General features: G+C 43.2%; 24 protein-coding genes. 9 read left to right on the top strand and 15 right to left on the bottom strand.

The annotated features are described in order from the left end of the window. The first annotated feature begins 123 nt into the window (after positions 1-123). Entirely contained in the window at positions 124-2,421 is a 2,298-nt protein-coding gene (locus tag HC175_RS02830; protein WP_168136976.1) for a TonB-dependent receptor, read from the top strand. Positions 2,422-2,593: 172 nt separating this feature from the next. On the opposite strand, the gene coaD is transcribed toward HC175_RS02830, so the two are convergent. Together coaD and HC175_RS02820 are read right to left on the bottom strand one after the other, a co-directional pair. Further along, the gene (gene coaD / locus HC175_RS02825) at positions 2,594-3,046 is read right to left on the bottom strand and encodes a pantetheine-phosphate adenylyltransferase (RefSeq protein ID WP_168136975.1); all 453 of its coding nucleotides are present in this window, start codon (positions 3,044-3,046) and stop codon (positions 2,594-2,596) included. Positions 3,047-3,114: 68 nt separating this feature from the next. After that, on the bottom strand, positions 3,115-4,092 hold the full coding sequence (locus HC175_RS02820) for a D-alanine--D-alanine ligase (protein ID WP_168136974.1): 978 nt from the start codon (positions 4,090-4,092) through the stop codon (positions 3,115-3,117). 102 nt (positions 4,093-4,194) lie between these two features. Between HC175_RS02820 and HC175_RS02815 the strand changes: the two genes are divergently transcribed. From HC175_RS02815 to HC175_RS02795, 5 genes are all read left to right on the top strand, one after another. Further along, entirely contained in the window at positions 4,195-4,830 is a 636-nt protein-coding gene (locus HC175_RS02815) for a PASTA domain-containing protein (protein WP_168136973.1), read from the top strand. Next, positions 4,820-5,875, top strand: a complete 1,056-nt coding sequence (locus tag HC175_RS02810; protein WP_168136972.1) for an RluA family pseudouridine synthase — start codon at positions 4,820-4,822, stop codon at positions 5,873-5,875. Before HC175_RS02815 ends, HC175_RS02810 begins: the two co-directional genes overlap by 11 nt. A gap of 113 nt (positions 5,876-5,988) precedes the next feature. Further along, the gene (gene yaaA / locus HC175_RS02805; protein ID WP_168136971.1) at positions 5,989-6,750 is read left to right on the top strand and encodes a peroxide stress protein YaaA; all 762 of its coding nucleotides are present in this window, start codon (positions 5,989-5,991) and stop codon (positions 6,748-6,750) included. Between the two features lie 151 nt (positions 6,751-6,901). Then, a complete protein-coding gene (locus HC175_RS02800) occupies positions 6,902-10,354 on the top strand; it encodes a pyruvate carboxylase (protein ID WP_168136970.1) in 3,453 nt (1,150 codons plus the stop codon). A 95-nt stretch (positions 10,355-10,449) separates the two neighbouring features. Beyond that, positions 10,450-11,121, top strand: coding sequence for a uracil-DNA glycosylase family protein (locus tag HC175_RS02795; RefSeq protein WP_168136969.1), 672 nt, complete (start codon positions 10,450-10,452; stop codon positions 11,119-11,121). Here the strand turns inward: HC175_RS02795 and HC175_RS02790 are convergent. The 9 genes from HC175_RS02790 to HC175_RS02750 form a co-directional block, all read right to left on the bottom strand. Next, entirely contained in the window at positions 11,118-11,252 is a 135-nt protein-coding gene (locus tag HC175_RS02790; protein ID WP_168136968.1) for a 30S ribosomal protein THX, read from the bottom strand. The genes HC175_RS02795 and HC175_RS02790 overlap by 4 nt on opposite strands. Continuing rightward, positions 11,252-11,398, bottom strand: a complete 147-nt coding sequence (locus tag HC175_RS02785) for a hypothetical protein (protein WP_168136471.1) — start codon at positions 11,396-11,398, stop codon at positions 11,252-11,254. The genes HC175_RS02790 and HC175_RS02785 overlap by 1 nt, the downstream gene beginning before the upstream one ends. 79 nt (positions 11,399-11,477) lie before the next feature. Beyond that, the gene (gene trpA, locus HC175_RS02780) at positions 11,478-12,245 is read right to left on the bottom strand and encodes a tryptophan synthase subunit alpha (RefSeq protein WP_168136967.1); all 768 of its coding nucleotides are present in this window, start codon (positions 12,243-12,245) and stop codon (positions 11,478-11,480) included. 47 nt (positions 12,246-12,292) lie between these two features. Further along, positions 12,293-13,474: a tryptophan synthase subunit beta gene (gene trpB, locus HC175_RS02775; RefSeq protein ID WP_168136966.1), complete on the bottom strand. Its 1,182-nt coding sequence runs from the start codon at positions 13,472-13,474 to the stop codon at positions 12,293-12,295. 6 nt (positions 13,475-13,480) lie between these two features. Further along, on the bottom strand, positions 13,481-14,140 hold the full coding sequence (locus tag HC175_RS02770) for a phosphoribosylanthranilate isomerase (RefSeq protein ID WP_235942502.1): 660 nt from the start codon (positions 14,138-14,140) through the stop codon (positions 13,481-13,483). A gap of 4 nt (positions 14,141-14,144) precedes the next feature. Beyond that, entirely contained in the window at positions 14,145-14,927 is a 783-nt protein-coding gene (trpC, locus tag HC175_RS02765; protein WP_168136965.1) for an indole-3-glycerol phosphate synthase TrpC, read from the bottom strand. A gap of 5 nt (positions 14,928-14,932) precedes the next feature. Then, entirely contained in the window at positions 14,933-15,922 is a 990-nt protein-coding gene (trpD, locus tag HC175_RS02760; protein ID WP_168136964.1) for an anthranilate phosphoribosyltransferase, read from the bottom strand. Between the two features lie 3 nt (positions 15,923-15,925). Continuing rightward, positions 15,926-16,603 carry an anthranilate synthase component II gene (locus HC175_RS02755; RefSeq protein ID WP_168136963.1) on the bottom strand — a complete coding sequence of 226 codons (678 nt, stop codon included), beginning with the start codon at positions 16,601-16,603 and terminating at the stop codon, positions 15,926-15,928. Between the two features lie 43 nt (positions 16,604-16,646). After that, complete coding sequence (locus HC175_RS02750; RefSeq protein WP_168136962.1) at positions 16,647-18,041, bottom strand: anthranilate synthase component I family protein; 1,395 nt, start codon at positions 18,039-18,041, stop codon at positions 16,647-16,649. Positions 18,042-18,312: 271 nt separating this feature from the next. Here HC175_RS02750 and HC175_RS02745 point away from each other — a divergent pair, with 271 nt between their 5' ends. From HC175_RS02745 to HC175_RS02735, 3 genes are all read left to right on the top strand, one after another. After that, the gene (locus tag HC175_RS02745) at positions 18,313-18,624 is read left to right on the top strand and encodes a rhodanese-like domain-containing protein (RefSeq protein WP_168136961.1); all 312 of its coding nucleotides are present in this window, start codon (positions 18,313-18,315) and stop codon (positions 18,622-18,624) included. Between the two features lie 248 nt (positions 18,625-18,872). Beyond that, entirely contained in the window at positions 18,873-20,096 is a 1,224-nt protein-coding gene (locus tag HC175_RS02740) for a S8 family serine peptidase (RefSeq protein WP_168136960.1), read from the top strand. A 117-nt stretch (positions 20,097-20,213) separates the two neighbouring features. Next, positions 20,214-20,897, top strand: a complete 684-nt coding sequence (locus HC175_RS02735; RefSeq protein ID WP_168136959.1) for an aspartate/glutamate racemase family protein — start codon at positions 20,214-20,216, stop codon at positions 20,895-20,897. A 168-nt stretch (positions 20,898-21,065) separates the two neighbouring features. Here HC175_RS02735 and HC175_RS02730 read toward each other — a convergent pair whose 3' ends face one another. The 4 genes from HC175_RS02730 to HC175_RS02715 all read right to left on the bottom strand — a co-directional run bounded on the left by HC175_RS02730 (position 21,066) and on the right by HC175_RS02715 (position 26,212). After that, the gene (locus HC175_RS02730) at positions 21,066-21,854 is read right to left on the bottom strand and encodes a DUF1206 domain-containing protein (protein ID WP_168136958.1); all 789 of its coding nucleotides are present in this window, start codon (positions 21,852-21,854) and stop codon (positions 21,066-21,068) included. Positions 21,855-21,971: 117 nt separating this feature from the next. Then, positions 21,972-22,433, bottom strand: coding sequence for an ankyrin repeat domain-containing protein (locus HC175_RS02725; RefSeq protein ID WP_168136957.1), 462 nt, complete (start codon positions 22,431-22,433; stop codon positions 21,972-21,974). Positions 22,434-22,570: 137 nt separating this feature from the next. Beyond that, positions 22,571-24,367, bottom strand: coding sequence for a YfbK domain-containing protein (locus HC175_RS02720; protein ID WP_168136956.1), 1,797 nt, complete (start codon positions 24,365-24,367; stop codon positions 22,571-22,573). A 117-nt stretch (positions 24,368-24,484) separates the two neighbouring features. Continuing rightward, the gene (locus HC175_RS02715) at positions 24,485-26,212 is read right to left on the bottom strand and encodes a mechanosensitive ion channel family protein (protein WP_209309899.1); all 1,728 of its coding nucleotides are present in this window, start codon (positions 26,210-26,212) and stop codon (positions 24,485-24,487) included. Between the last annotated feature and the right edge of the window lie 39 nt (positions 26,213-26,251).

Genomic DNA, 26,251 nt, shown 5'->3' with positions numbered 1-26,251 from the left:
AAGGTTTACAGGATTTTTCGGGACCTTAAAAATAAGATTTATTTTAGTGGCGCTGCAGCTTCCTGGGAAAATACCTTCCAAAAATGCCATTTTTGGCGCCTCTTGCTGAAGAAAATTAATATTATGCGTTTGAAAACTTACCTGCCATTCCTCCTTTTTCTTTTCTGCTTTGGAAGTATTTCTGGTCAAACTCTTCACGGAAAGATCCTTGATGCCTTTACCAATGAACCTTTGCAACAAGTGAATATCTCTGCAGAAAGTGTTCCAGAGGTGTCCTATTCTGATGCCGAAGGAAACTTTTCTTTAACTGCGGAAATGTTCCCCGTAAATGTCATTTTTGAGAAGCAAGGTTACGGTGACAAAATTCTTGAGATCAATTCACCTGAAGCTGATCTTATCATTTACATGGCGCCGGCTGAAGGTTCTCTTGCCGAAGTTGTTCTTCGCAGTACCATGGTGCCGCAGGAATTAATGCAAACGCCTGCTGCAGTCGCTGTGCTCACAGCTTCCGATCTTAAAAGGTTTGACCAGACGAACATCATGCAGAATTTTAGTACGGTAGCAGGTGTGAATGTGCACCAGGGCGCACTTAATACCAATAAGATGAGCATTCGCGGGGTAGGAGCAAGGTCCCAGTACAGTACGAACCGTGTGAAAGCCTACTTTATGGAGATCCCGATTTCATCGGCCGAAGGGGAAACTACGCTCGACGATATTGATCCTGCTTTGACAGGAAGAGCCGAGATCATCAAAGGACTCGTTTCCAGTATTTATGGTGCCGGCCTGGGAGGTGTTATTAGCCTGTATCCTGCCCAGGCCAATCCCGGCACGACTGCAAGTGCTGGAACGAGCTTTGGTAGCTTCGGACTTCTTCGCAGTAATTTAAAGATTGGACACGCCACTCAATATACCAATTTGGTGGCCACCTACAATAATTTACAGGCCGATGGCTGGCGCGAGAACAGTAATTATGACCGCAATTCCTTCAGTATTTTTGGGGAAATGAAGAGTGAAGGATCTGGCAAGTTTTCTGTCTTTGGACATTTTGTACGGCTAAAAGCCTTTATTCCGAGTTCCGTTAATCGGGAAACTTTAGAAAATGAGCCTTCTTCGGCTGCTTTTACCTGGGCTGCGGCAAAGGGATTTGAATCTTATGACAAAGGTTTGCTTGGAGCTTCCTATTCCCAGAAGTTTTCTTCTTCCTTTGAAAATGTGACTAGTGTACACATCAATTTCAGGGATGCCTATGAGCCTCGGCCTTTTGATATTCTAAAAGAAGAGCAGATAGCAACTGGCGCTCGTACAAAATTCAGTCTGAAAAGCCCCTTTTTGGAACTGCAGTCGCAGCTGACTTTTGGTGCCGAAATTTACCGGGAGTGGTATGATACTGCGACCTTTGAAAACCTTTATGAGGATTTTCCGGGGCAGGGAAGTGTTCTGGGAAACAGTCTCAGTAACAATGAACAGGACAGGAATTACTATAATATTTTTGCGCAGTATGATTTGCAACTGCTGCCAAAACTGCGACTGGAAGCCGGGCTTAACCTGAATTCTACTTCATATGAGCTTACAGATCTTTATCCCGAAGATGAGGTCGAGCAATCTGGCAATTATAAATTCCAAAGTATACTTTCTCCAAGGGTGGGGGCAGTCTACGCGCTTAGTCCTTCCAAAAATCTTTATGCTTCCGTTAGCCAGGGCTTTTCTACGCCAACTGTTGCCGAAACTTTAACTCCTGAAGGTCTTATCAATACAAACCTAAAGCCGGAAACCGGCTGGAACTATGAGATAGGATTCAAAGGAAATTTCCTGGATAATCGCCTTTATGCCGAAGTTGCTGCTTTTAGTATACAGGTGGAGAATTTACTTGTGGCCGAGCGCATAGGAGAAGACCAGTACATTGGCCGCAATGCCGGAAAAACAGATCACAACGGCCTGGAATTTCTTCTGAATTATAATTTCACCATCGCGCCTGGTCTGCGCGCCCGCTCTTTTGTCAATGCTGCTTTTAATGCTTTTAAGTTCGACGAATTTGTGGATGACGGGCAAAATTTCTCCGGAAATCATTTACCGGCCGTTCCGCGGCAGTCGGTCAATGCGGGCTTCGACCTTATCTCTTCCTCCGGAATTTCCCTTCGCACCACCTACCAGCACGAAGGCAAAATGCCTTTGAACGACGAGAATTCAGAATATCGGGAAGGCTATAATCTTTTCCACCTGAAAGCTGCCTGGATACCAGAACTTTTCCGAAACTGGAACACCGAGATTTTCGCCGGAGTCAATAATGTTTTTGATGAGCGATATGCAGCTTCAGTCATTCCAAATGCTGTGGGATTTGGTGGCGCTGCACCACGGTACTTTTATCCGGGAATGCCCAGGAATTATTATGCGGGTGTAGCCGTAGGATATCTGTTTAAATGATTCGGCTAAAGCCATTTTTGGAGAACCTATATATCCACGGGCTAAAGCCCGTGACAATTTGACTAACCATAAATTGCATCCGACTTCAGTCGGAGGATTAGTGGAATAAAGAGAATCGGGCTTTAGCCAAATATTGATAAGATTCTTACTAATTGAGTGAATGTAGAATCCACTATTTTCTCACCACATCGGGCACCATGAACTGGTAATCTCCGCCATGTCTTATGACATCCCGAACCACGGTGGAAGAAATGTGGCTTTTTCCGGAGGAGGTGAGAAGGAAAACAGTTTCAATTCCTTTCATTTTGTAATTGGTCTGGCCAATGGTCTTTTCATATTCCAGGTCAATGGAGTTGCGAAGTCCTCTTAAAATAAATTGGGCATTCTGCTCCCGGCAAAAATCTACAGTTAATCCCGAGTAGGTCATTACTTTGATCTTCGATTCAGCTTTATAGGTTTCCTCAAGAAACCGAACCCTTTCCTCGAGCGAGAACATGTACTCTTTATCAGAGTTAGTGCCAATAGCAAGGATGATCTCGTCAAAAAGAGGTAAGGCCCGGTCTATAATATCTGTATGTCCTAAAGTAACCGGATCAAAAGATCCGGGGAAAACGGCTTTTTTCATTGCTGAATATTTCTTCTAAAATAGAAAATTCCTGTGATCTTGAATTTCTGCGGTTGTGACCAAACCTCTTAGTTATTCATTGCTGCCTCGATGGCGCTTCCAAAAAGTGCTTCAAGAGAAATACCGGCGGCCTGTGCCTGTTGAGGTAAAATACTCGCTTCGCTGAGACCCGGGTTTGTGTTCATCTCAATAAAATGAGGCTGGTCATTATGAAAAATGAATTCTGAACGTGAGAAACCTTTCATTTTTAGCTTACGGTAGATGAGTTCGGCGATCTCCTGTACTTGCTTTGTTTGCTCATCAGATATTCTGGCGGGGGTGATCTCCTGCGATTTTCCAAGATACTTCGCTTCGTAGTCAAAAAATTCATTTTCAGATACGATTTCAGTAACGGGTAGGGCTTTTACTTTGCCATTATAGGTGATCACTCCCACAGATACTTCGGTCCCGTCCAGGAAAGATTCAATGATGATCTCGTCATCCTCCTTAAAAGCAAATTTGGTGGCAGGAATGATCTCTTCCCGTTTTTTAACTTTGGAAATTCCGAAGCTGCTTCCCGCTTTATTGGCCTTGACGAAACAAGGAAGGCCTACTTTGGCAATAATATCATCGGGATCCACTTCATCTCCCTTATCAAGAAAATAATTTACAGCTGTTTTTACACCGTATGGTTTGAGTACGCTAATGAGGTCCCTCTTATTAAAGGTAAGTGCCGACTGGTAGAAATCACAGGAAGTTTGCGGGATGTCCAGCAACTCCAGGTATGCCTGCAGCAGGCCATTCTCCCCCGGGGTTCCGTGAATAGTATTAAACACACAGTCAAAAGTTATTTTTCTCCCGTCTATAGTTACAGTAAAATCACTGCGATTTATTGGATAAGGAGTGTCATTCTCTCCAATCACAAACCATTCTTTTTGGAGGATATGAACCCGGTAAGGGTTGTATTTGCTGCGGTCAAGATTTTTATAGACCACATTCCCGCTGTTGATGGAAATACGGTACTCGCTGGAAAAGCCGCCCATGGCAATGGCTACATTTTTCTTCATAATTAAATATGGCCCGATGTTTTACGTTAACAAAAGTAGCGACTAATAAATGAATGTCTGCAAAACCACCTGTTTTTATATCTTTGTTTTTTAAATTAAACTATGAGTTTTTTCAAATTCCTCTTCAGCAAAACCTTTTTACTTCAACTGGTTTTAGCGGTGCTGGCGCTCATTTTGATCGCCTTTATTATTTTAAAATGGCTGGATTTCTCCACCAACCAGGATCAAAGGATTACCGTGCCGAATCTTGCACGCATGTCACTGGACAGGGTAGACCTTAAACTGGAAGAACTCGACCTTCGCAGGGAAATCCTTGATTCGGCTAATTACAATCCCGATTATCCGCCATATTCTGTTATTGACCAGGTGCCACTTCCGGGGAAGCAGGTGAAGGAGAACAGGAAGATCTATCTAACGCTTAATCCTTCAGGCTTTACTAAGGTGGAAATACCAGAAAATCTTATCCGCAGAACCAGGAGACAGGTAGAGCCTACCCTGCGTTCCCTGGGCTTTGAGATTGGAACCATTACTTATAAGCCAGATGTAGCCAAAGATGTAGTGCTGGAGATGCGTCACCAGGGCGCACTTGTGGAACCTGGAATGAAACTTATGAAAACCTCCAAGATCGATCTTGTGCTGGGCGACGGCTCGGGTAGATATGGAATGGAAGAGGAGCAGGACACAACTGCCGAGGAACAAATTTTGAACGACCTGGAAGACGAAGAATATGATTTCTGATAACACCAATGTTGAGCCCGAAGATAATGATGATGAACTTTATGAACATCACAGGTTTGTAGCAGATAAAGGGCAGCAGCCGCTACGGGTGGATAAGTTCCTGATGAACTATATCGAAAAAGCTACCCGTAATAAGATACAGACTGCTGCAAAGGAAGGCAACATTCATGTGAATGAAGTTCCTGTAAAATCGAATTATAAAGTTAAACCGGGAGATGTAGTGCAGGTATTGTTCGAACATCCTCCCTATGAATTTTTATTAACTCCCGAAAATATTCCGCTGGACATTGTACATGAAGATGAGGCGCTGCTGGTGGTGAATAAACCCGCAGGAATGGTAGTGCATCCCGGTCATGGAAACTACAGCGGTACATTGATAAACGCCCTCGTTTATCATTTCGATAATCTCCCGCAGAATTCTGATGAAAGACCAGGTCTTGTTCACCGAATAGACAAGAATACCAGTGGTTTACTCGTAATAGCCAAGACAGAGCAGGCGATGACCAGGCTGGCCAAGCAATTCTTTGACAAAAGCAGTGAACGCGAATATGTAGCGCTGGTATGGGGAAATGTTGAGGAAGATGAAGGTACAGTAGAAGGAAATATTGGCAGACATCCCAAGAACAGGCTCCAGAACACTGTGTATTTAGGAGATGATGAAGATAAAGGCAAACCCGCAGTCACGCACTTCAAAGTTTTAGAAAGGCTCGGATATGTTACGCTTGTTTCCTGCAGGCTCGAAACCGGCCGCACGCATCAAATAAGGGTGCATATGAAACATATTGGGCATACGCTTTTCAATGATGAACGATATGGTGGCGATAAGATCCTTAAGGGCACAACATTCACAAAGTACAAGCAATTCGTGGAAAACTGCTTCAAAGTATTGCCAAGGCAGGCTTTACATGCGAAGACCTTAGGTTTTAAACATCCTGTTTCGGGAGAATGGATGAGCTTCGACACACAAATTCCAGATGATATGCAGCAGTGTATTGAGCGCTGGAGAAATTACGCAAAGAATCAAAAAGAATTCATTGACGAATAGGCTTTTTCAATAGCATTATCAATAGGAAAGAACGATCCTCGCAGGAAAAACTGTGGCGATTTAATAATTTAGTGGAGTAAAAAAATAATAAAACACTTCGGAAAGATCCTCTTATGAAAATTGTTGTTTCCCCTGCTAAAACTCTTGATTACAAAACACCATTACCTACCACCCGAGCAACTCAGCCATTATTTCTTGACACCACTGCGACGATCAACAGAAAGTTATCGCGCATGTCTAAGAAAGAGGTTGCCGAGCTAATGGATATTAGTGAGAAACTGGCCGATCTTAATTACACCCGCTATCACGATTTCAGCGAAGAACATACCAAAGAAAATTCCCGGCCTGCTGTATATGCCTTTGCCGGTGATGTCTATACTGGGTTGGAAGCTTATGATATTCCGGTAGATAAGATCGATTTTATGCAGAACAGTCTGCGTATCCTCTCAGGCTACTATGGAATTCTAAGGCCACTTGATCTTATTCAGCCATACAGGTTGGAGATGGGAACTTCTTTGGCAGTTGGGCGCAAAAAGGATCTTTATGAATTGTGGCAGGAGAAGGTTACAGCCTATTTGAACAAGGAACTGGAAGAAAAGGAATTGTTCGTGAACCTGGCCAGCCAGGAATATTTTAAGGTCATCAACACGAAAAAACTTCGGGCCCCAATCATCACCCCTGTTTTTAAAGACTATAAGAACGGAAAATTAAAGATCATAAGTTTTTTTGCGAAAAAAGCGAGAGGCGCCATGGTGAGATACATTGTTGAAACCGAAGCGAAAACAGTGGAAGATCTAAAAGGATTTGATTATGATGGCTATCGTTTTTCGGTTCAGGAATCTGTTAATGAAAATGAATTGATTTTTACGAGATAACTTCAGCGGCAGTTTATTGTTAAAGTATTTAAAAAAGCGGTGTTTCACCGCTTTTTTCTTTTTAATTTTTGGGAAAACGAAGACCTTCAAAAGTGACATTTTTGGCAGGTATTTCTAATCAGGCATTTAAGCAAAAACGAACAATTCAGAAATGAAAATTAAAAAGGTTTTAGTCGCGAACAGAGGAGAGATCGCCATCAGAATTTTCCGTGCATGTACAGAGATCGGAATAAGAACAGTAGGAATTTACACTTTTGAAGACAGGTACTCTCTGCATAGATATAAAGCCGACGAATCATACCAGATAGGAGATGAAAAAGAGCCTCTAAAACCCTATTTGAACATCAGTGCGATTATTCGCGTTGCTAAGCAGAACAATGTTGACGCCATTCATCCAGGCTATGGTTTTCTTTCTGAAAATGCAGAATTCGCCCGTCAATGTGAAGAGAATGGGATCATTTTTATAGGCCCAAAAGTATCTGTTCTCAAATCTTTGGGAGATAAGGTGAGAGCGAAGGAAGTTGCAGTGAAAAATGACATTCCTGTAATACGCAGTAACGAAAAGAACCTGGCCTCTGTAGAGATCGCTCTTGAGGAGGCTGAAAAGATAGGTTATCCCGTGATGCTCAAGGCTGCCTCTGGTGGCGGAGGCCGGGGAATGCGGGTGATTCGCACTAAAGATGACCTTAAGAACGGCTTCAATGAATCCCGGCGGGAGGCTAAAAACGCTTTTGGCGACGACACCGTTTTTCTTGAAAAATTTGTAGAAGATCCAAAACACATCGAGATCCAGATCGTGGGGGATCATCACGGCAACCTTGTACACCTTTTTGAAAGAGACTGTTCGGTACAGCGGCGATATCAAAAAGTAATAGAATTCGCGCCTTCGCAGGACCTGGCTGAACATATTAAGAATGACCTTTACGCTTATGCCGTAAAGCTTTGCAAGGCAGTAGACTATAATAATATAGGAACGGTTGAATTTCTGGTCGACAGGAGCGGGGAGATCTTTTTCATCGAGGTTAATCCCCGGATCCAGGTAGAACATACAGTTACCGAAATTATTACGAACATAGATCTTGTAAAAACTCAGATCTTTATTGCCGGCGGTTACAAACTTTCAGACCAACAGATCAAGATCGAGAGCCAGGAGTCCATCAAAACTAACGGTTATGCTTTGCAGTGCCGTATCACGACAGAGGATCCTACCAATGATTTTAAGCCAGATTACGGCACCATCACCACGTACAGAAGTGCTTCCGGCTTCGGAATTCGCCTGGATGCGGGAAGTATTTACCAGGGAGTGAAAGTTTCACCCTTTTTTGATTCCATGCTGGTAAAGGTTTCCGCCAGCAGCAGAACTCTTGATGGAGCCTGTAGAAAAATGCGAAGAGCTCTTGCAGAATTCAGGATTAGAGGGGTCATGACCAATATTGGGTTCCTGGACAACATTCTGTCACATCCTACCTTCCGAAGAGGAGAGGTGACCGTGAATTTCATTAAGGAGCACCCGGAACTTTTCGAGATAAAGAAAACCAGGAATCGCGCTACTAAAATGGTAAAATTTCTTGGGGATGTGATCATTAATGGAAATGAAGATGTAAAGGACCCGGTAAAGAAAAAACAGTTCATAAAACCTGTAGTGCCCTCATTTGATGACACCGGCTCGTATCCCAAAGGAACTAAAGACCTGCTTACAGAATATGGTCCCGAGAAATTTTCCCGCTGGCTATTGCATGAAGGCAAAGTTCATTTTACCGATACCACTATGCGTGATGCGCATCAAAGTCTCCTGGCGACCAGGATGAGGACCTACGATATGCAAAAGGTGGCAGAAGGTTTTGCCCGCAACCATCCCGAGATCTTTAGCATGGAAATATGGGGAGGAGCAACCTTTGATGTCTGCATGCGATTCTTGAAGGAGAATCCATGGGAAAGGCTGCGAATTCTGCGCCAGGCTATGCCTAATATTCTAATGCAAATGCTGTTGCGGGGTTCTAATGGAGTAGGATACACAGCCTATCCCGACAACCTTATTGAAAAGTTTGTAGAGCAGGCATGGGAGAATGGGATCGATGTCTTCAGGATCTTTGATAGTCTCAACTGGATGGAATCTATCGCCCCTTGCATTGAACATGTAAGAAAGCGCACAAATGGACTGGCCGAAGGTACTATTTGCTACACCGGCGATATCATGAATCCAAAAGAGACCAAATATAATCTCGAGTATTACATACAACTGGCCAAAGACATAGAAAATGCCGGGGCCCACATCATCGGAATTAAGGATATGGCCGGAATTTTAAAACCTGATGCAGCCTTTGAGCTCGTGTCGGCCCTAAAGTCCAGGATCAACATTCCGCTGCACCTTCACACTCATGACACGTCGTCCATACAGGCAGCAACTTATTTGAAAGCAGTAGAAGCCGGGGTCGATGTGATCGATGTGGCAATTGGCGGCTTATCGGGACTAACCTCGCAGCCAAACTTCAATTCTATAGTCGAAATGCTGAGGTTTCACGACAGAGGCAGGGCTTTTAATTCAGATAAGCTCAATGAATATTCTCAATACTGGGAAGCGGTGCGAAGATATTACTATCCATTTGAATCTGGGTTAAAAGCAGGATCTGGAGAGGTCTATAAGCATGAAATTCCGGGAGGTCAGTATTCTAACCTCAAACCCCAGGCAGAAAGTCTGGGGCTTGCAGATCGGTTCCACGAGATCACCCAGATGTATAGTAAAGTAAACGAATTGTTTGGAGATATTATTAAAGTCACCCCAAGTTCAAAAGTAGTGGGAGACATGGCGCAATACCTGGTTAGTAATAATCTTTCGATAGAAGATGTTATGGAAAAAGGCGAGGAATTGTCTTTTCCGCAATCGGTCAAAAGTTTCTTTAGAGGCGACCTGGGGCAACCTCATGGCGGCTTTCCCGAAAAGATCCAGAAGATCGTTCTGAAAGAGGAAAAGCCTTATACCGAGCGACCAAATGCACACCTCGAGCCCATAGATTTTGAAAAGGAGTTTGCTGAATTTAAGGCCACTTTTGAAGACGGTTTGGGCCGGGAGGTGGAGATCACAGATTTTTTGTCGTACAAGCTTTACCCTAAAGTATTTACAGATGCCTATAATCATCACCTGGAATTTGGGAGTGTGATGAACGTGCCTACCAAGAATTTCTTCTATGGCATGGAACCGGGTGAAGAGATCATTGTTGAACTGGACAAAGGAAAAACGCTGTTGATCGAGTTCCTTTCTGTTGGCGAAACAAATGATGATGGAATGGCGAGAATATTCTTTAAGGTAAATGGCCAAACCCGGGCTGTAGAAGTCAAAGACAAATCGGTCAAGGTGGAAAAGGTTGTTCATCAAAAGGTAGACAAAAATGACAAAAAGCAGATAGGGGCTCCATTGCAGGGGGCACTTTCCTCTATACAAGTGAAACCGGGAGAAAAGGTTGAAAAGAATCAGCCGTTGTTCGTCATTGAGGCCATGAAAATGGAAACCACCATTACTGCAAACGGGGAAGGAGAGATCGATAAGATCGTTCTAAAAGAGGGGGATATGGTCTATGCAGACGATCTGGTAATAGTTTTAAAGTGATTGTGAATGAACCAAGGACCAGGATCCCGGAAACAAGAGTTGGAATCTAAAAATTGGTACTTGGAACTACCTCGTTTAACCTTAAATCCTGAATTTTGACATCTGACTTATTTCATCACCAGCATCCATACGCTCCCTTCATTCCCGAAAACGCTACAAAACTCATCGTCGGTACGCTTCCGCCACCAAGGTTCACCACAGGCGAGCTGAAGGAAGATGATGTGGATTTCTGTTATGGCAGTCGTGATGGCATGCTATGGACAATCATCGACAGGATCTTTGAGCTAGACTTGAAATACGAGAACACAGCTACAGCCATTGAGGAACGAAAGCAATTCCTTATCAGGAAGGGGATAGGTATTTGCGATACAGTAGAAAGCTGCAGAAGAGAAAAAATTGATGCCTCAGACCTCGGAATGTTGCACGTGGAGCTGCGAGATCTCATTGGCATTTTACGAAAACATGAAAGTATTCACACACTTCTCTTCACCGGCGGAAACAGCAAAAACGGACCAGAATTCTTTTTCAGAAAGCTCCTGAAACATCACGATTTGAAGATAAAAGTGATCTCCAACGATGTGCCACGGGTGCATCAGTTCCTGCTTGACGGGAGGTCCATCAATACCATTTCTCTTACTGCCCCTTCGGGTTCGGCTAACAGGGCCATTGGGAGTATGGAGCTGTATAAACACATGAAAAAACAAAACCCTGAATTCAATACAGTTGATTTCAGGGTTCTGCAATACCGCCGCTTCTTTGAAGATTAGGCGTTGAGTTTCTCTAATGGATCTTTGATCTGTTGAGGTTTTGTGGTAAATTTTCCTCGCTCTGTACGCAGCTTTCCAAATGTGTCTACGGGAATTTTACCTCCCTTGGTCTTCTTTTCACCTGTGCACATTATTTCTTGTTCCTTTGATCCTTTATGGTCTTCTCATCAATATCAAAATCATTGGTTTCAATATCTCTGTTTCCAATTTCACCACTTAAAGGATCATTATCGCTGCGTCTTTTCCTATTATCGTGTTTATCCTGAATACGTCCCATAACTTTGTTTTTAAGTTCTCTTCAAGATACGAAATCAAAGTTCTAAATTCTGCTAACAGCTTGTTAACTAGATCCTTAATTATCTTATTGTTTTCAGAAATTCTGAGATTTTGCCTGTTCCATTCTCAGTAAGATGTTTTATAAAAGCGCTGCCTATAATTGCGCCTTTAGTACTTTCAGTGGCTTGACTAAAGCTTTCAGCATCTTTTATTCCGAAGCCTACAATAAGAGAACTATTTAATCCCATTTTTGACACCCTTTCAAAATATTCCTTCTGAGCATCTCCAAATCCTGAGGTCCCACCTGTCACGCTGGCGCTGCTTACCATATAAATAAAGCCTTCGGAAGCCTTGTCGATCTCCTTTATTCTTTCTTCTGAAGTTTGTGGGGTGATAAGAAATACAGGAAGAAGGTCATACTGCTGAAATATTTTTTTGTACTTAAGCTCGTATTCCTCTAAGGGAAGATCTGGAATGATGAGACCATCGATTCCAATTTCCCGGCATTTTTCGCAAAAACGCTCAACGCCAAACTGAAGAATAGGATTGAAGTAGCCCATGATAAGCAAAGGAATGTGGATCTCTTTCCTTATTCCCTCAAGTTGCTGAAAAAGCTTCCTCGTTGTCATGCCGCTTTTCAAAGCAGTTTCAGAACTTCGCTGGATCACCGGTCCATCTGCCAAAGGATCACTAAAAGGTAATCCAATTTCTACCATATCAACACCACCAGCCTGCAGCTTTTTCAGAATGTCTGTTGTGTCTTCGGGTTCTGGAAAGCCGGCAGTAAAATAGATGGAAAGCAGCTTTTTTGAAGGGTTGTCCTGGAGTTTTTGTATTATTCTGTTCATATCTTATAAGAAGTCGCCAGGTTTGTCAAACCTGTAACGCCTGTTTTTTACAATTTAAAATGTTCTATATATGTATTGAGGTCCTTGTCTCCACGGCCGGAAAGATTGACTACCACGATTTCATCTTCCTTAAATTTACGGGTCTCAAAAATGGCTAAAGCGTGGGCTGTTTCTATGGCGGGAATGATCCCTTCCAGTTTGCAGAGCTGTAAACCAGCGGCCATGGCTGCCTCGTCTGTCACCGAAATGAATTCGCCGCGCCCGGTCCTGAATAAATTGGCATGCATAGGTCCCACCCCGGGATAATCAAGACCTGCAGAAATAGAGTAGGGTTCTGTGATCTGGCCGTCTTCCGTTTGCATAAGCAGAGTTTTACTGCCGTGAATGATCCCTTCCTTTCCCAGTGCTGAGGTGGCTGCGCTCTTACCGGTATCAACACCTTCTCCAGCTGCTTCTACGGCAATAATGCCTACCTCTTCACGATCCAGGTAATGATAAAATATTCCTGCGGCGTTACTTCCTCCACCTACGCAGGCTACCACGTGATCGGGATTTTTATGTCCCTCTTTTTCCAGCAGCTGTTTTTGCACTTCTTCGGAGATCACGCTTTGAAATCTCGCCACCATATCTGGATAGGGATGCGGCCCTACTACAGATCCTATGATGTAATGTGTATCTAGCGGATTGTTGATCCAGTCACGAATAGCTTCGTTGGTTGCGTCCTTAAGCGTACGACTGCCAGAGACTGCCGGAATCACACTTGCGCCAAGCATTTTCATGCGGGCCACATTCGGCGCCTGGCGCTTAATATCGATTTCACCCATATATACCACGCATTCAATGCCCATTAAAGCGCATACAGTAGCCGTTGCCACACCATGTTGTCCTGCGCCGGTCTCAGCAATTATTCGCGTTTTTCCAAGGCGCTTGGCCATAAGGATCTGCCCTATGGTATTGTTCACTTTGTGCGCGCCCGTATGGCAAAGATCCTCTCGCTTGAGATAGACCTTCGTTCCGTATTTTTTACTGAAGCGTTCAGCATAATAAAGCGGCGTGGGCCGGCCAACGTAATCTTTTAGTAACTGCCTGAATTCTTTCTGAAAATCTTCCTCCTGCATGATCTCCAGGTATTGGGACCGCAGTTCTTCAACATTGGGATAAAGCATCTCTGGAATAAAGGCTCCGCCAAAATCTCCGTAATATCCTTTTTCATCTACTTGATAGCTCATATAATTCTATTTTTTAAACAACTCCTGCTTAAACTTCTGTAAGGCCACAGGATCTTTTTTTCCGGGAGCTGCTTCAAATTTACTGTTCACGTCAATGCCGTAGAACAGGTCTTCTTTTTGCCTTTTTTGAAAGCTTTGATATAATTTTTTTATAGCTGCTGTCTCGTCTGGTCCAATCCCGCCACTTAGAAAGAATGGTGTGGCAGAAGGATATTTTTCGAGCACCTGCCAGTCGAATCTGGTCCCGTTGCCCCCTCGGTTCTTTCCTTTGGTGTCAAAAAGGAAATAATCTACCAGACCTTCATAGCCTTTTAAAATGTCAAAATCGAACTCCTCCTTTACGCCAAAGACCTTAATAAGTTCAGCGCTTTTTTCGGTTTCTGAAAGTGCTTTTCTCAAGTTTTTGCAGAAGTCGGCGGTTTCTTCTCCATGCAGCTGAATGGCAGCAAGATCAAATTTTTCTAGCTTCTGAAGTATCTCGTCTACTTCGGCATTAACAAATACGCCTGTTCGTATAAGGCTGCGGGTTGCAATATTCTCTTCTTCGGAAACATTTCGGGCAGAACCCTTGTAGAAAATGAATCCGAGGTAATCGGGCTTAAGATCTGAAATTGCCGCTATATTTTCGGCTTCTCTCATGCCGCAGACTTTTAGCTTCAGGTTCATGAGATTAAATTAGTTCTTTAATAAATTCGGCAGCACTTTTGCCGGGATCTTCGGTCTTCATAAAGTTTCCTCCTATAAGGAACCCCTGAAATCCATATTTCTGAAGCTCCCGAATTGCCGCGGTGTCACTAATGCCACTTTCAGAGACTTTCAGATATTCGCCCGGAATCTTTTCAGCCAGATCTTTGCTGAATTGAAGGTCAACTTCAAAGGTCTTTAGGTTTCTATTGTTTACACCAATGAGATCTACGGTGTCAAAAAGGTTGTTTTTAAGCTCCTCTTCATTATGTACTTCGAGAAGCACCTCCAGTCCGAGCTTTTTTGCAAGGGCCGAAAACTGTCGTATTTCTGAAGGCTTCAGCATGGCAGCAATTAGCAGGATCACGTCGGCGCCCATGGCTTTTGCTTCAATGATCTGATATTCATCGACCACAAAATCCTTCCGAAGTAATGGCAGCTTTACAGTTTCACGAGCAAGGGCGAGATCATCAAGGGAACCGCCGAAAAATTCCTCATCTGTAAGTACAGAAATTCCTGAAGCCCCTGCTGCCTCATAAGCTGCCGTGATCTTTTCAACATCGGCAGTCAGGTTAATTTCGGGATGAGAGGGAGAGCGCCTTTTAAATTCCGTTATGATCCCCGGTTGCACTTTTTGAAGATTCTCTCTCAGGGAGAGACACTTCCGGTGGTAGTGAGGAAGAAGTTCCAGAGACTCCACAGGTACTTCCTCCTTAGAGATCGCCACCTCCTGCTTTTTATGAGCGGCTATTTTTTCGAGTATATTCATTTCAATCAATTTAACTGCTGTAACTTTTTTAGAGCTTGCAGCGCATTTCCAGAGCTAAGACTTTCTTTAGCTTCAAAAAAGGCATTTTCCATTCCAATTTTTTTCACAGTGTTGATGGCAACGGCAGCATTTGCACAAACCACGTTGACCTGGGCCGGGGTGCCTTCATTCTTGAGCACCTTCATAAAAATGCTGGCCGCAGTTTCCACAGTGTTTCCTCCTGAAATATCCTTGGCGTCAATAATTTTAAGATCAAGATCCTGAGGCCTCAACATGATTTCTGAAGCATTGGTGATCATTTTTGTGTTTCCCGTAAGCGAGATCTCATCATAGCCATCAAGGGCGTGTAAAATAGTGAAATTCTTATCGGTTTTCTGATAGAGATAAGCATACATTCTTGCCAGTTCCAGGCTGTACACTCCTACCACCTGGTTCTTCGGAAATGCCGGATTAACCATGGGCCCAAGCATGTTGAAAAAGGTCTTTACTCCCAAATTTTTTCTAATAGGAGCCACATTTTTCATTGCCGGATGAAACAACGCTGCGTGTAAAAAACAAATGCCGGCTTCTTCCATGCTTCTTTCAAGATACTCCTGTTCCTTGCTGAATTTTATGCCCAGGTATTCCATGACATTGGAACTCCCACAGCCGGAAGAAACGCCGTAGTTACCGTGTTTTGCAACTTTCACTCCGGCGCCCGCAGTCACGAACGAGGCGAGGGTAGAGATATTAAAAGTGTCTTTCCCGTCACCTCCGGTGCCACAAAGATCTACAGGATCATACTGCCGGAGCTCCACCGGGAGACACATTTCCAGCAGGGCATCTCTAAAGCCTTCCAGCTCATCTAAAGTTATGCTGCGCATCATGTAGACCGTTAAAAATGCAGCGATCTGGCTATCATTATAGCTGCCTTTAGAAATATTTACAAGAACCAGTTTCGCTTCTTCGCGGCTAATGGTCTCGTGGTTAATTAACCTGTTTAAGATTTGTTTCATGATTTAGAGCTGTTCAGATTCCTTTGCTTCCTCTTGTATTTTTCCCGAATTCGAATTTCCTTTAATCCAATTCGCGATGATCTTCTTTCCCTGCGGAGTAAGTACAGACTCCGGATGAAATTGCACGCCCCGAACATCAAAATCCCTGTGCCTTAGAGACATGACCTGGCCGTTTTCATCGTAGGAAGTAGCCTCCAGGCAATCTGGCAGTGGCTTATCGACCACCCAGGAATGGTAGCGGCCTACTTCTATCTCCTTTTCCATATTTTCAAACAACATTTCATCTTCAACACAGAGTTTTACCTTCGAAGCTACCCCATGGTAAACTTCTTTCAGGTTGATCAGTTTTCCGCCGAAAACTTCGCCAATAGCCTGCTGACCGAGACATACGCCAAAAATGCTCTTTTTGGATGCGTAGGTGGCTATGATCTGTTTAAGCAGCCCTGCTTCTTCCGGAATTCCAGGACCGGGAGATAACAGGATCTTATCATAGTTATCTATTTCCTCCAGGGTTATTTCATCATTGCGTCGAACCGTCACTTTACAGTCCAGCTCTTCCAGGTAATGTACCAGGTTGTAAACAAAAGAATCATAATTGTCGATCACCAGGACTTCAGGCCTTAGTTCTGTTATATCTTTTACCTCGATTTTCGAAGGGTAGATCTCTTTCTTGCTTTTCATTTTTTTCTGTTTTTCTCCTCTCCGGGAATTGAGCTTTTGAGGATTAAATTTCTTCTGCCAGCTCAAGAGCTCTTTTTAACGCCCCAAGTTTGTTATAGACTTCCTGTAATTCATTTTCTTCTGTAGAACCTGAAACTATACCTGCACCCGCCTGGAAATAGAGGCGATGGTTCTTACTTAAAAAAGATCTGATAATAATTGCGTGATTGAAGTTGCCCTTAAAATCCATAAACCCAATGGCGCCACCATAAAAGTCACGGTTTACATTTTCGTATTTTTCAATGAGCTGCATGGCTTTGTGTTTAGGAGCCCCGCTAAGAGTTCCCGCGGGAAAGGTATCGGCCACCATTTGCATAGTGCTTATCTCCTTGTTTTTCTTGCCTGATACCTTGCTCACCAGATGGATCACGTGAGAAAAATATTGTATTTCCTTATAGGTTTCTACCTGCACATCGCTCCCATTTCGACTCAAATCATTGCGTGCAAGATCTACAAGCATGACGTGTTCTGAATTTTCCTTTTCATCGGCAGCTAAGGCCTTTGCACTTGCAGCATCCTGTTCATCATTCCCGGTTCTTTTAAAAGTTCCGGCTATAGGATGAATTTCGGCTTTGTCATCCTTAACCACCAGTTGTGCCTCGGGGGAGCTTCCGAAGATCTTAAAATTCCCATAGTCGAAATAAAATAGATAAGGGGAAGGATTGACATTCCGCAGCGCTCTATAGACATTGAATTCATCGCCCTTAAAAGCCTGAGAGAACCTTCTGGAAAGTACCAGTTGAAAAACGTCTCCACGACTGCAATGCTGCTTTGCCTGATGTACCATTTTTCTATATCCTTCATCGGTCTCATTCGATGCCGCCTCTCCTTCGATATTAAATGGGTAGGATGCGAAATTTTTCACCTTAAGCAGCTGTTCTATTTGTTCAAGGTGGTTTGATGAATCATAACTATGGTCAAAAATAAAAGCCTCGTTGTTGAAATGGTTGATGGCAATGATATTTTGATAAACAGCGTAGAATATTTCAGGGATCTCGAGGTCACCCTCTTTTTTCTTCAACTGCAGTTTTTCAAAATACTGCACTCCGTCATATGCGATATAACCAAAAAGACCTTCATTGATAAAAGGGAAGTCGGGCCCTGTAGAGCTGAAACTTCTTGCGAAGGTGTGGATGGCTTCAGGAACATTCACCTCCTTGTTGATCTCTGTCTCTTCAACCTTGCCATCAGGAAAGCTCTTGATAAGGGTATTATGCTCGACTTTTACAGATGCAATGGGATTACAGCAGATATAAGAAAAGCTGTTTTCATTGCCGTGATAGTCACTGCTTTCTAACAACAGGCTGTTAGGGAAAATATCCCGCAGCCTTAAATATACACTTACGGGCGTAAACGTATCTGCGAGTAATTTTTTATATGTAGTATTTAGTTGGTACATCTTTTAGCTTTCTTGACTTTCAACAATAAAAAAAGGCTTGTCGTGATTGACAAGCCTTTGTATATCTACAGGAGGAATTGCTCACGACGAACGACGTAAGTATTTCCACCACCAGTTTTTTGTATTGAATAGATCCATTTGAAAAGCAAATATAGAAGGGAATTCCTTTTAAACAAAAACTTTTATAAAAAAAAAAGCTGTGTGGAGAAACACTTGAATGAAAAAGCGCTGCTGATTCTTATCTTTGTGGAACAACATAAAAACTTATAGCATGAAAGAATTAAAACAAGAAGAGTGGAGAGAAAAATTGTCGCAGGACGATAACGCAGTCATCTTGGATGTGCGCACAGAAGAAGAAGTAGAAGAAGGGTATATTCCGGGGGCAAAAAACATAGATATCTATAAAGGGCAGGAATTTATCGATGAAGTGGATCAACTTGATCCAGATAAGAATTACTACGTGTACTGCAGGTCGGGGAAAAGAAGTGCTCAGGCCTGTACTATATTAGACCAAAAAGGATTTAAGAACACCTATAACCTAATTGGGGGATTTTCCGAGTGGCAGGGAGAAAAGAAAGAATAGTCTTACAAAAATTTTTAACATTTTGAAGATGCAGAATTCCCCGGAATTTTGCATTTTTTATTTGTGATGAGACGTGCAGCAGCAAGGGTTTTCTTAAAAAATTTAACAATAATTCATAGGAGGCAATAGCATAAAGGCAGTTGTTAAAAGAGTTAAAAACCTGAGATAGTAGCTGTTAAAAAATTGGGTTATTCGATTATTAAATATAGATTCGGAAAATCTTATAACAATAACCTAAAACTTTCTTTATGAAGTTAAAAAAAACCTATTCAAGTTGGGCGGCAGCTTTTGCACTGGCCGCAATGGTATCGTGCTCGAAAGACGAGGCACCAAATGTTCAACCCTTGGACGAGCCCCAAGCCTCTCAAAGTTATTCTGAAGTAATTCCAGACCAGTTCATTGTCGTCTTCAAAGAACCTGGAAAGATGATGGGAGATCACCACATGAACAAACTTGAAATTCAGCAAAAAACAGAAGGCGTTTTCAAATCCCGAGGGGTGACTGACGCTAAAATTCTGGAAGTGTACAGTGCTGCACTTTCTGGTGTTGCAGTGAGAATGTCAAAAAATGACGCTTTAAAATTACGTGAGAGCAACGATGTGGCCTATGTGGAGCAGGATCGCATCATTGCCCTGGCGCCTCCTTGTGGTACTCCAAATGGAGGTCCATGTGATGGTGATGGCGGTGGAGACGGTGGCGGCACTTCTTCTCAGGAAACACCTTATGGAATTACAAGAGTTAATGGTGGAGTTGCCAGCAATGGAGTTGCGTGGGTAATAGACACTGGAATCGATCTTGATCACGAAGATCTAAAGGTGGACGCATCAAGAGGATTTAATGCTTTTACCTCTGGAAGAGACGCAGGATCTCTTGATGATGGTAACGGGCATGGAACGCACGTTGCTGGGACTATCGCTGCTTTAGACAACAATGTTGGAGTGGTAGGTGTTGCTGCAGGTGCTACCGTGATCCCGGTAAAAGTACTTGACAGCCGTGGAAGCGGATCTTACTCTGGAGTTATTGCAGGAGTGAATCACGTTGCTGCTAATGGAAAATCTGGAGAAGTAGCAAATATGAGCCTAGGTGGTCCAACTTCACAGGCTCTTGATGATGCTGTTCTTGCTGCTGCTTCCAAAGGGATCAAATTTGCTCTTGCTGCAGGAAACGAAAGTACTCACGCAAACAATTCGTCTCCAGCCAGAGTTAATGGAAATAATGTATACACAGTTTCGGCTGTAGATGTAAACGACAGGTTCGCAAGCTTTTCCAACTATGGAAATCCACCAGTAGATTATGCTGCTCCAGGAGTAAGCATCAAGTCTACCTGGAAAAATGGAGGTTACAACACTATTAGCGGAACTTCTATGGCATCTCCACACGTGGCTGGAATTCTTGTGCTTGGAAATGTATCTGCAGATGGTACTGCCTCTGGTGATCCCGACGGGAATGCCGACAGTATTGCTGTACATTAACAAAACTTCTTACAGGATTAAAAAGCACCCTTCTCGGGTGCTTTTTTCGTTTTTGCTGATATTAGTCACAAATCCTCCCTTTCTAATGTTTTATCTTTATTCGAAAGTTTCCAAGATATGCGAACTCTCGGCTTAATTGGTGGAACCTCCTGGCATTCTACTATTGTATATTACCGGCTCATTAATGAGATGTCCGGAAAAAAGACAGGCACCCAGGCTAACCCGCCTCTTATCCTTTACAGTCTTAATGTGGAACTCATGCGGGAAAATGACAGAGATAAGATAAAGAGAACCTATCTTGAAATTGCGCAAAAACTGGAGACTGCTGGTGCAAGTGCGATCTTGATCTGTGCAAACACCCCGCATCTTGTTTATGACTTTGTCAAGGACAAAATTTCGATCCCAATCCTGCATATTGCAGATCCCATTGGAGTAGAGGCTGGCAGAAATGGCTTCAGGAAGCTTGGCCTCCTAGGTACCCGCCCAACCATGCAGGGAGATTTTTTACACAAGAGATTAAAAGAGAAATTCGGGATTGAAACCATTACCCCCGAAGAGGAATTCATAGATGAAATCCACCAGTATATATCAGTAGAGCTCACCCAGGGTAAATTCACCCAATCTGCTAAGTCATTTTTTCTGGACCATATTCAGTTGTTGAAGGAAAGAGGGGCACAGGCGGTCATCATGGGCTGCACAGAACTACCTCTTCTAATTTCTTCTGAAGACAGCGACCTGCCATTGCTCCAAAGCACGAATCTACACGCCCAGATGGCTGTCAATTTTATTTTCGAGGATTAGCATGTTTACATAAAAAAAGAAGAGAGATCCCCCAATCTCTCTCCTTCTTCTTTTAAAACAAAAATTTACAACTACCTTTTTATTAATTCACGTGATCAATTAATTGGTTTTATAAAAGTATGTCGGAATGTCTTTTTAGACAATGGGGAAAAACCCTGCTTTTTAACCTTAGCCATTAAAGCTGCGATATTTGGCCATAAGAAACATATAGATCGCGTATGCAACCAAACCTGCAGCTACCAGCCCCATTAACCATGGACCATATGCAGATTCCTGTATAAAGGAAAATGCCTCCTGCGTGGTTTTTATTTCTGAAGGATTGGAATTAACTGCAGCCTTTACAGCAAAAAATCCAATGATGAGGAGAATTACACCGCGCGCGCTCAATCCAAACCTCGCGGTCTTTTCAATACTTTCTCTTTTTTTCTGATCTCCTAATGAGGCGAGATTGAACTTTTTCTTATAATCGTTCTTATAGGCCTTGACAAATTGAAAAATGCCGCCCACAATGATCCCCGCACCTGCAATTCCAATGATCCAGAGGCCTGTTTCGCTGGCGAGAAAAGAAGATTGTTGAGCAGATCCCGATGAGCCTGAACTACTGCCAGAACCAAACGCCTTTAAAGCGGCCATAACTCCAATCCCTAAATAAAGCACCCCGCTACAGAAAAAAGCAAATCTTTTGGCTTTTCCTTTGCTGTCATCTCCTATATGTTCGGGATCTTTAAAGGCCTGGACAAACCGCCATGCTGCATAAGAGGCAAGACCCAGCGCCATGAGAATGAGAAGAATATTTCCAAATGTCTGTTTTTCCAGAAATTCCAGAACCTGAAGTTGTCCCGCCTTTTGACCACCCATGTCAAAGGCCGCTTTAAAGGTTAGAACTCCAATGATCCCATAAACTACTCCCTTGGCCACAAATCCTGTTCTGGCCATAGTTTTAATATTCTTATCCATAATTCTTTTAGTTGGTTTTCTCTAAATTAGGAGAAAAGGTCAGCTTTACCAATGAATTATAAATACTTTAAGGGAAAACCCACAGATCATCAGGGAATAAGGTATTTCAACGAGAATTTAAACTTCCAGCATTTCCTGCATAGCTGGGGTGCCTTTCACTTTAGAATATTCAAAGGCCGTATTACCTCTGCTGTCCCTCATTGATCTGTCAGCCCCGTTTTGCAAGAGCAAATCAATGATCTGTTCATGTCCTGCCATAGCGGCAAAAATAAGAGCGGTCATTCCGCTGTGATTCCGCGCATTTACATCGGCGCCCCACGAGATTAGTAGATTTGCAATCTCTGCAGATCCTTTGAAGCTCACTCCCATTAATGGAGTATTACCAGAACTGTCCCTTCCGTCAACTGGCGCATTTAGGTTTAGCAGCAATTCGGCTACAGCATACTGGTCGCTGTATGTAGCAAGAACAAGTGGAGTAAAACCTTTTGAATCCTTTTGTTCAATCAAATTGGGTTCTGCCTCCAGTTGTGCTTTTAGCTGTTCCACTTCCCCGGTTCTTATGTTCTCGTAAAAATCCATGATTTTCTTTTAATGGCTTTTATAGGTTATACGTTCTTTTATCTCCTAATTTAACACTTAAGGGCACAAAATTTTATCCTCTTTTATATTCTTAATTAATGAAAAGATAGAAGTTATTGATGCTGCTGCTCCCGGAATTATTCAGCTGCTTCCTCCTGGTATGGGCTATAGGTTTTTACCAGCCTTATGAATTCTGCCCGGTAGCCCTCCAGATCCCTTCCTCTGCCAGCTTCGGCCAGCGCTATTACCAGGTCTTTTGGGGCATTATTTGTGTATTCTGAATTTTTCAACTGCATTCCAAACAGTGCTACTGCCGATGCAAATTTGAAATCTGTATCCATTGCTTCGGCCTTATCTTGCACTGCTTTTGTAATGAGAACACTTTCTGAACCTTCAGGTTTTTGGTACCTGAATTTCACCGTGAGCAATTCGTCTGCTGCTGAATTTATTATCTTTTTAGTGTACTTCAAGTTGTCAATATCCTTGAGGTAATCACTCTTTACGCCAACTGGAATGATCTCGTACAGGGCTGTAACCGTATGACCACTTCCCAGCTCACCGGCATCTTTTTTGTCGTCATTAAAGTCTTCATCAGTGAGGAGCCTGTTTTCATATCCAATAAGCCTGTAGGCCTGGACTTTCTGGGGGTTAAATTCTACCTGGATCTTTACATCTTTGGCGATGGTATAGATGGTGCCGCCGAATTCTGTTCCCAGAACTCTTTTTGCTTCCTGCATGGTATCAATATAAGCATGGTTTCCGTTCCCCTTTTGGGCCAGAGTTTCCAGCTTTGCATCCTGATAATTTCCCATTCCGAAGCCAAGGGCCGTAAGAAAAATGCCTGTCTCTCTTTTTTCTTCTATTAAATCGCCCATAGCACGATCACTGCTGGCGCCTACATTGAAATCTCCATCTGTGGCCAGAATCACCCGGTTGTTGCCGCCTTTGATGAAATTTTCCTGCGCCACCTTATAGGCCAGTTCAATTCCAGCTCCTCCAGCAGTAGAACCACCAGCCGATAGATTTTCTATGGCTTCAAAAATGGCTGTTTTGTCACTTCCTTTTGTAGCAGGTAAGACCAGTCCCGCGGCACCGGCATAAACAACTATAGCTACTTTATCCTGCTCACGAAGCTGCCCGGTCAATAATTTAAATGCAGACTTTAATAGCGGAAGTTTGTTTGGTGCATTCATAGACCCAGAAACATCCAGAAGAAAGACCAGGTTGGAAGCCGGCACATGCTCAAGAGGAATATGTTTCCCCTGTAATGCAATTTTAACCAGCCTGGTTTCCTCATTCCAGGGTGTATGAGCCAGGTTAGTATGAATGGAGAAAGGATGTGGACCCTTAGGTTCCTCATATTCATAATTAAAGTAGTTGATCATTTCTTCCAGCTTTACAGCATCTTCAGGGACCTTTTGTCCATTGTTGATCATTCTCCTCACGTTACTGTAAGCAGCTTTATCTACGTCAATAGAAAAAGTGGAAAGGGGAGCAGTAAGCACATTTTTGAAGATATTCTCTTCGATCTGGTTATAAGACTCTCTGTTTTGGGGAATAGGGGAGGCCACGCCGCGAATCATCATTCGAGGAGTGGCTCTTTCCTGCATATCCATGACTACTTCTGCTTCAACCTCTTCCACAACCACTGCAATGGTGGGTATTAAGGAAACATCTATGACTTTTTTTGTGCCTACTTTTCGTTTTTCCGTTTTATATCCGGAATAACGGAATATCAGAATATCTTTTGCTTTGGCTGCTACGGAATATTTTCCGCTCGAGTCGGTCTGAGCCTTTACCTTAGTGCCTTCAACAATAACGTTGACACCTGCAAGAGGCTTTTGATTATTGTCAGTTACGGTTCCGATAACTACGGCTGAATCTGTAGAAATGTTCAGAAAAAGCGAAACAAATAAGAGAAAAATTGCACTCATAGAGTTAAAGTTTAGCTGATTAATAGAAGAAAGCTAAATTTTAACAAATATCAGGCCATTGCTGCTTCTCAAGAATAAGAAGAAGCTAATTTGCTATTTTTGAGAGGTATACAATTTCTATAATCCCGGAATAGTACCTGTGCCTTTCTGTTTTTGTTCTGCAGAACCATCAGGAGGATAGGGAAGTTTATCTTCAATCTCCTTAATGTATTCAGGATCAAATTTAGGAAGTTGTAGTTCTCCTTTTTCCTTCCACTGGCGTACTTTTTCTTCAGCAGTTTTTGACTTTTCCTTTGAAAGGCCGGTATCTTTTCCGAAGTAAATGGTTTGAGAAGGAAATGCAAAGCCGGTTCCGCTTTCTCCAACAATTTCCATAATACGCAGCAGCAGGTCTTCTTTTACTTCGAGATATTCATCAAAAGTCGCAACTTTTACATAGGTAAAGACCTCAAGGTTTAAGGAATCTGATCCTAATTCAATGAACCTCACCCTGGCCGTGTCTGAAGTTACCATTGGATGTGCATAGAGAACGGCTCGTAGCTCTACCAGTAGAAATCTAATTTGATCTGGCGTGGTTTCATACCTCAGAGTGATCACAGGATTGAACCAGAACTTATCCCGATGTGCAAAATTCTCTATTTTACTCGAGGAAAATTCTCCATTTGGAATAGTGACAAGCGTACGCCCAAGAGTCCTGATCCGCGTAGAGCGCATTCCTATTTTTTCTACTGTGCCCAGTGTATCTCCTACCTTGCAAAAATCACCGACCCTTATAGGTTGATCTGTGATCAAGGTAACGCTGCCCACAAAATTCTCGATGGTCTTCTGAGCTCCCAGCGCCAGGGCAAGTCCACCAATTCCTAAGGCTGCAAGACCTGTAGTGACATCAACGCCAAAGGCTCCCAGTACTGCAATGATCCCAAAAACTACGATCGCAATTTTTGCAGCCCGCTTTAAAAATAAAACCACCGAAACCCCAGAGACATTTCCCCGGGAACTCATTCTGCGCTGACTAAACGCGCCGATAAATTCAGATAACCTCCATAGCAGGATCAAGAGCGCTACAAGACCAACAACCAGGGTGATACCACTTATGCGCTGCCGCAGGATAATGGAAAGTCCTAATTCCTGTGTGGCAAAAACGAATAACCAAACAGCCAGATAGAGTTTTAGAGGTAAGGCGAAGGCATTTAAAATGCCATGAGTGGGTTCAGTTTTTGCTCTTCTCCACACTAATGGAATCAGGAATAGTAAAAAAGTAATGACAAACCAGGCGAGTGTGAATGCCAGCACAGCCAGGGTGATCATCACCAGCCACTGGCCCACAGGAACTCCGCCCCAGTTGGTGTTTTCAAGATAATCTGGCAGGAGCCGGTCTATAATAAGAGCCTCTGGTTCAAGCTCTGAAAATTCTTTAATATATGCTGTTGTTTGATCTGAAATAAGCCATAACGGACCTCCTTCCGGACCGGTTACTTTTTCAAGGAGGAGATCTATGGATTCTCCAGCAATGATGATCGTCCCCACGCGGTCGAGGTGGTTTGGGAGATCGTCATCTGTTCTTCCGGAAGGATCGCTGCTTAACCACGAATACGGCATGATCTGTCCGCCCTGGGTAAGGAGGATTTCCAGTCTTTGTGCCAGCTCCTCATGTTCCGGGGAAGCGGTGCGGGTATCCTTGTCCTTAAAAAAAGCTCCTGCAAGGTTATAGTTCTTATCGGCCACTGCCGAAATAAAACCCGCAATGCTCGAACGTGGCGTGCGACGTCCCAGTTCATCTTCAGGATAAGCAGGAGTCTCTGTAGCTTCAGCTTCGGGTTGTAACTGCGGAATCTGAGCCTTCAACTCTGTGGAGCTGAGGTAGGAAAGGCCTGCAGCAAGCAA

The sequence above is a fragment of the Salinimicrobium oceani genome, assembly GCF_012037645.1.
Note: the sequence above shows the minus strand (reverse complement) of the source record. Positions and strands in the feature narration are given on the sequence as shown.

Coding starts and splice junctions, on each gene's coding strand:
- HC175_RS02830 (WP_168136976.1), top strand. CDS start 124: ATGCGTTTGAAAACTTACCTGCCATTCCTCCTTTTTCTTTTCTGCTTT.
- coaD (WP_168136975.1), bottom strand. CDS start 3,046: ATGAAAAAAGCCGTTTTCCCCGGATCTTTTGATCCGGTTACTTTAGGA.
- HC175_RS02820 (WP_168136974.1), bottom strand. CDS start 4,092: ATGAAGAAAAATGTAGCCATTGCCATGGGCGGCTTTTCCAGCGAGTAC.
- HC175_RS02815 (WP_168136973.1), top strand. CDS start 4,195: ATGAGTTTTTTCAAATTCCTCTTCAGCAAAACCTTTTTACTTCAACTG.
- HC175_RS02810 (WP_168136972.1), top strand. CDS start 4,820: ATGATTTCTGATAACACCAATGTTGAGCCCGAAGATAATGATGATGAA.
- yaaA (WP_168136971.1), top strand. CDS start 5,989: ATGAAAATTGTTGTTTCCCCTGCTAAAACTCTTGATTACAAAACACCA.
- HC175_RS02800 (WP_168136970.1), top strand. CDS start 6,902: ATGAAAATTAAAAAGGTTTTAGTCGCGAACAGAGGAGAGATCGCCATC.
- HC175_RS02790 (WP_168136968.1), bottom strand. CDS start 11,252: ATGTGCACAGGTGAAAAGAAGACCAAGGGAGGTAAAATTCCCGTAGAC.
- HC175_RS02785 (WP_168136471.1), bottom strand. CDS start 11,398: ATGGGACGTATTCAGGATAAACACGATAATAGGAAAAGACGCAGCGAT.
- trpA (WP_168136967.1), bottom strand. CDS start 12,245: ATGAACAGAATAATACAAAAACTCCAGGACAACCCTTCAAAAAAGCTG.
- trpB (WP_168136966.1), bottom strand. CDS start 13,474: ATGAGCTATCAAGTAGATGAAAAAGGATATTACGGAGATTTTGGCGGA.
- HC175_RS02770 (WP_235942502.1), bottom strand. CDS start 14,140: ATGAACCTGAAGCTAAAAGTCTGCGGCATGAGAGAAGCCGAAAATATA.
- trpC (WP_168136965.1), bottom strand. CDS start 14,927: ATGAATATACTCGAAAAAATAGCCGCTCATAAAAAGCAGGAGGTGGCG.
- trpD (WP_168136964.1), bottom strand. CDS start 15,922: ATGAAACAAATCTTAAACAGGTTAATTAACCACGAGACCATTAGCCGC.
- HC175_RS02755 (WP_168136963.1), bottom strand. CDS start 16,603: ATGAAAAGCAAGAAAGAGATCTACCCTTCGAAAATCGAGGTAAAAGAT.
- HC175_RS02750 (WP_168136962.1), bottom strand. CDS start 18,041: ATGTACCAACTAAATACTACATATAAAAAATTACTCGCAGATACGTTT.
- HC175_RS02745 (WP_168136961.1), top strand. CDS start 18,313: ATGAAAGAATTAAAACAAGAAGAGTGGAGAGAAAAATTGTCGCAGGAC.
- HC175_RS02740 (WP_168136960.1), top strand. CDS start 18,873: ATGAAGTTAAAAAAAACCTATTCAAGTTGGGCGGCAGCTTTTGCACTG.
- HC175_RS02735 (WP_168136959.1), top strand. CDS start 20,214: ATGCGAACTCTCGGCTTAATTGGTGGAACCTCCTGGCATTCTACTATT.
- HC175_RS02730 (WP_168136958.1), bottom strand. CDS start 21,854: ATGGATAAGAATATTAAAACTATGGCCAGAACAGGATTTGTGGCCAAG.
- HC175_RS02725 (WP_168136957.1), bottom strand. CDS start 22,433: ATGGATTTTTACGAGAACATAAGAACCGGGGAAGTGGAACAGCTAAAA.
- HC175_RS02720 (WP_168136956.1), bottom strand. CDS start 24,367: ATGAGTGCAATTTTTCTCTTATTTGTTTCGCTTTTTCTGAACATTTCT.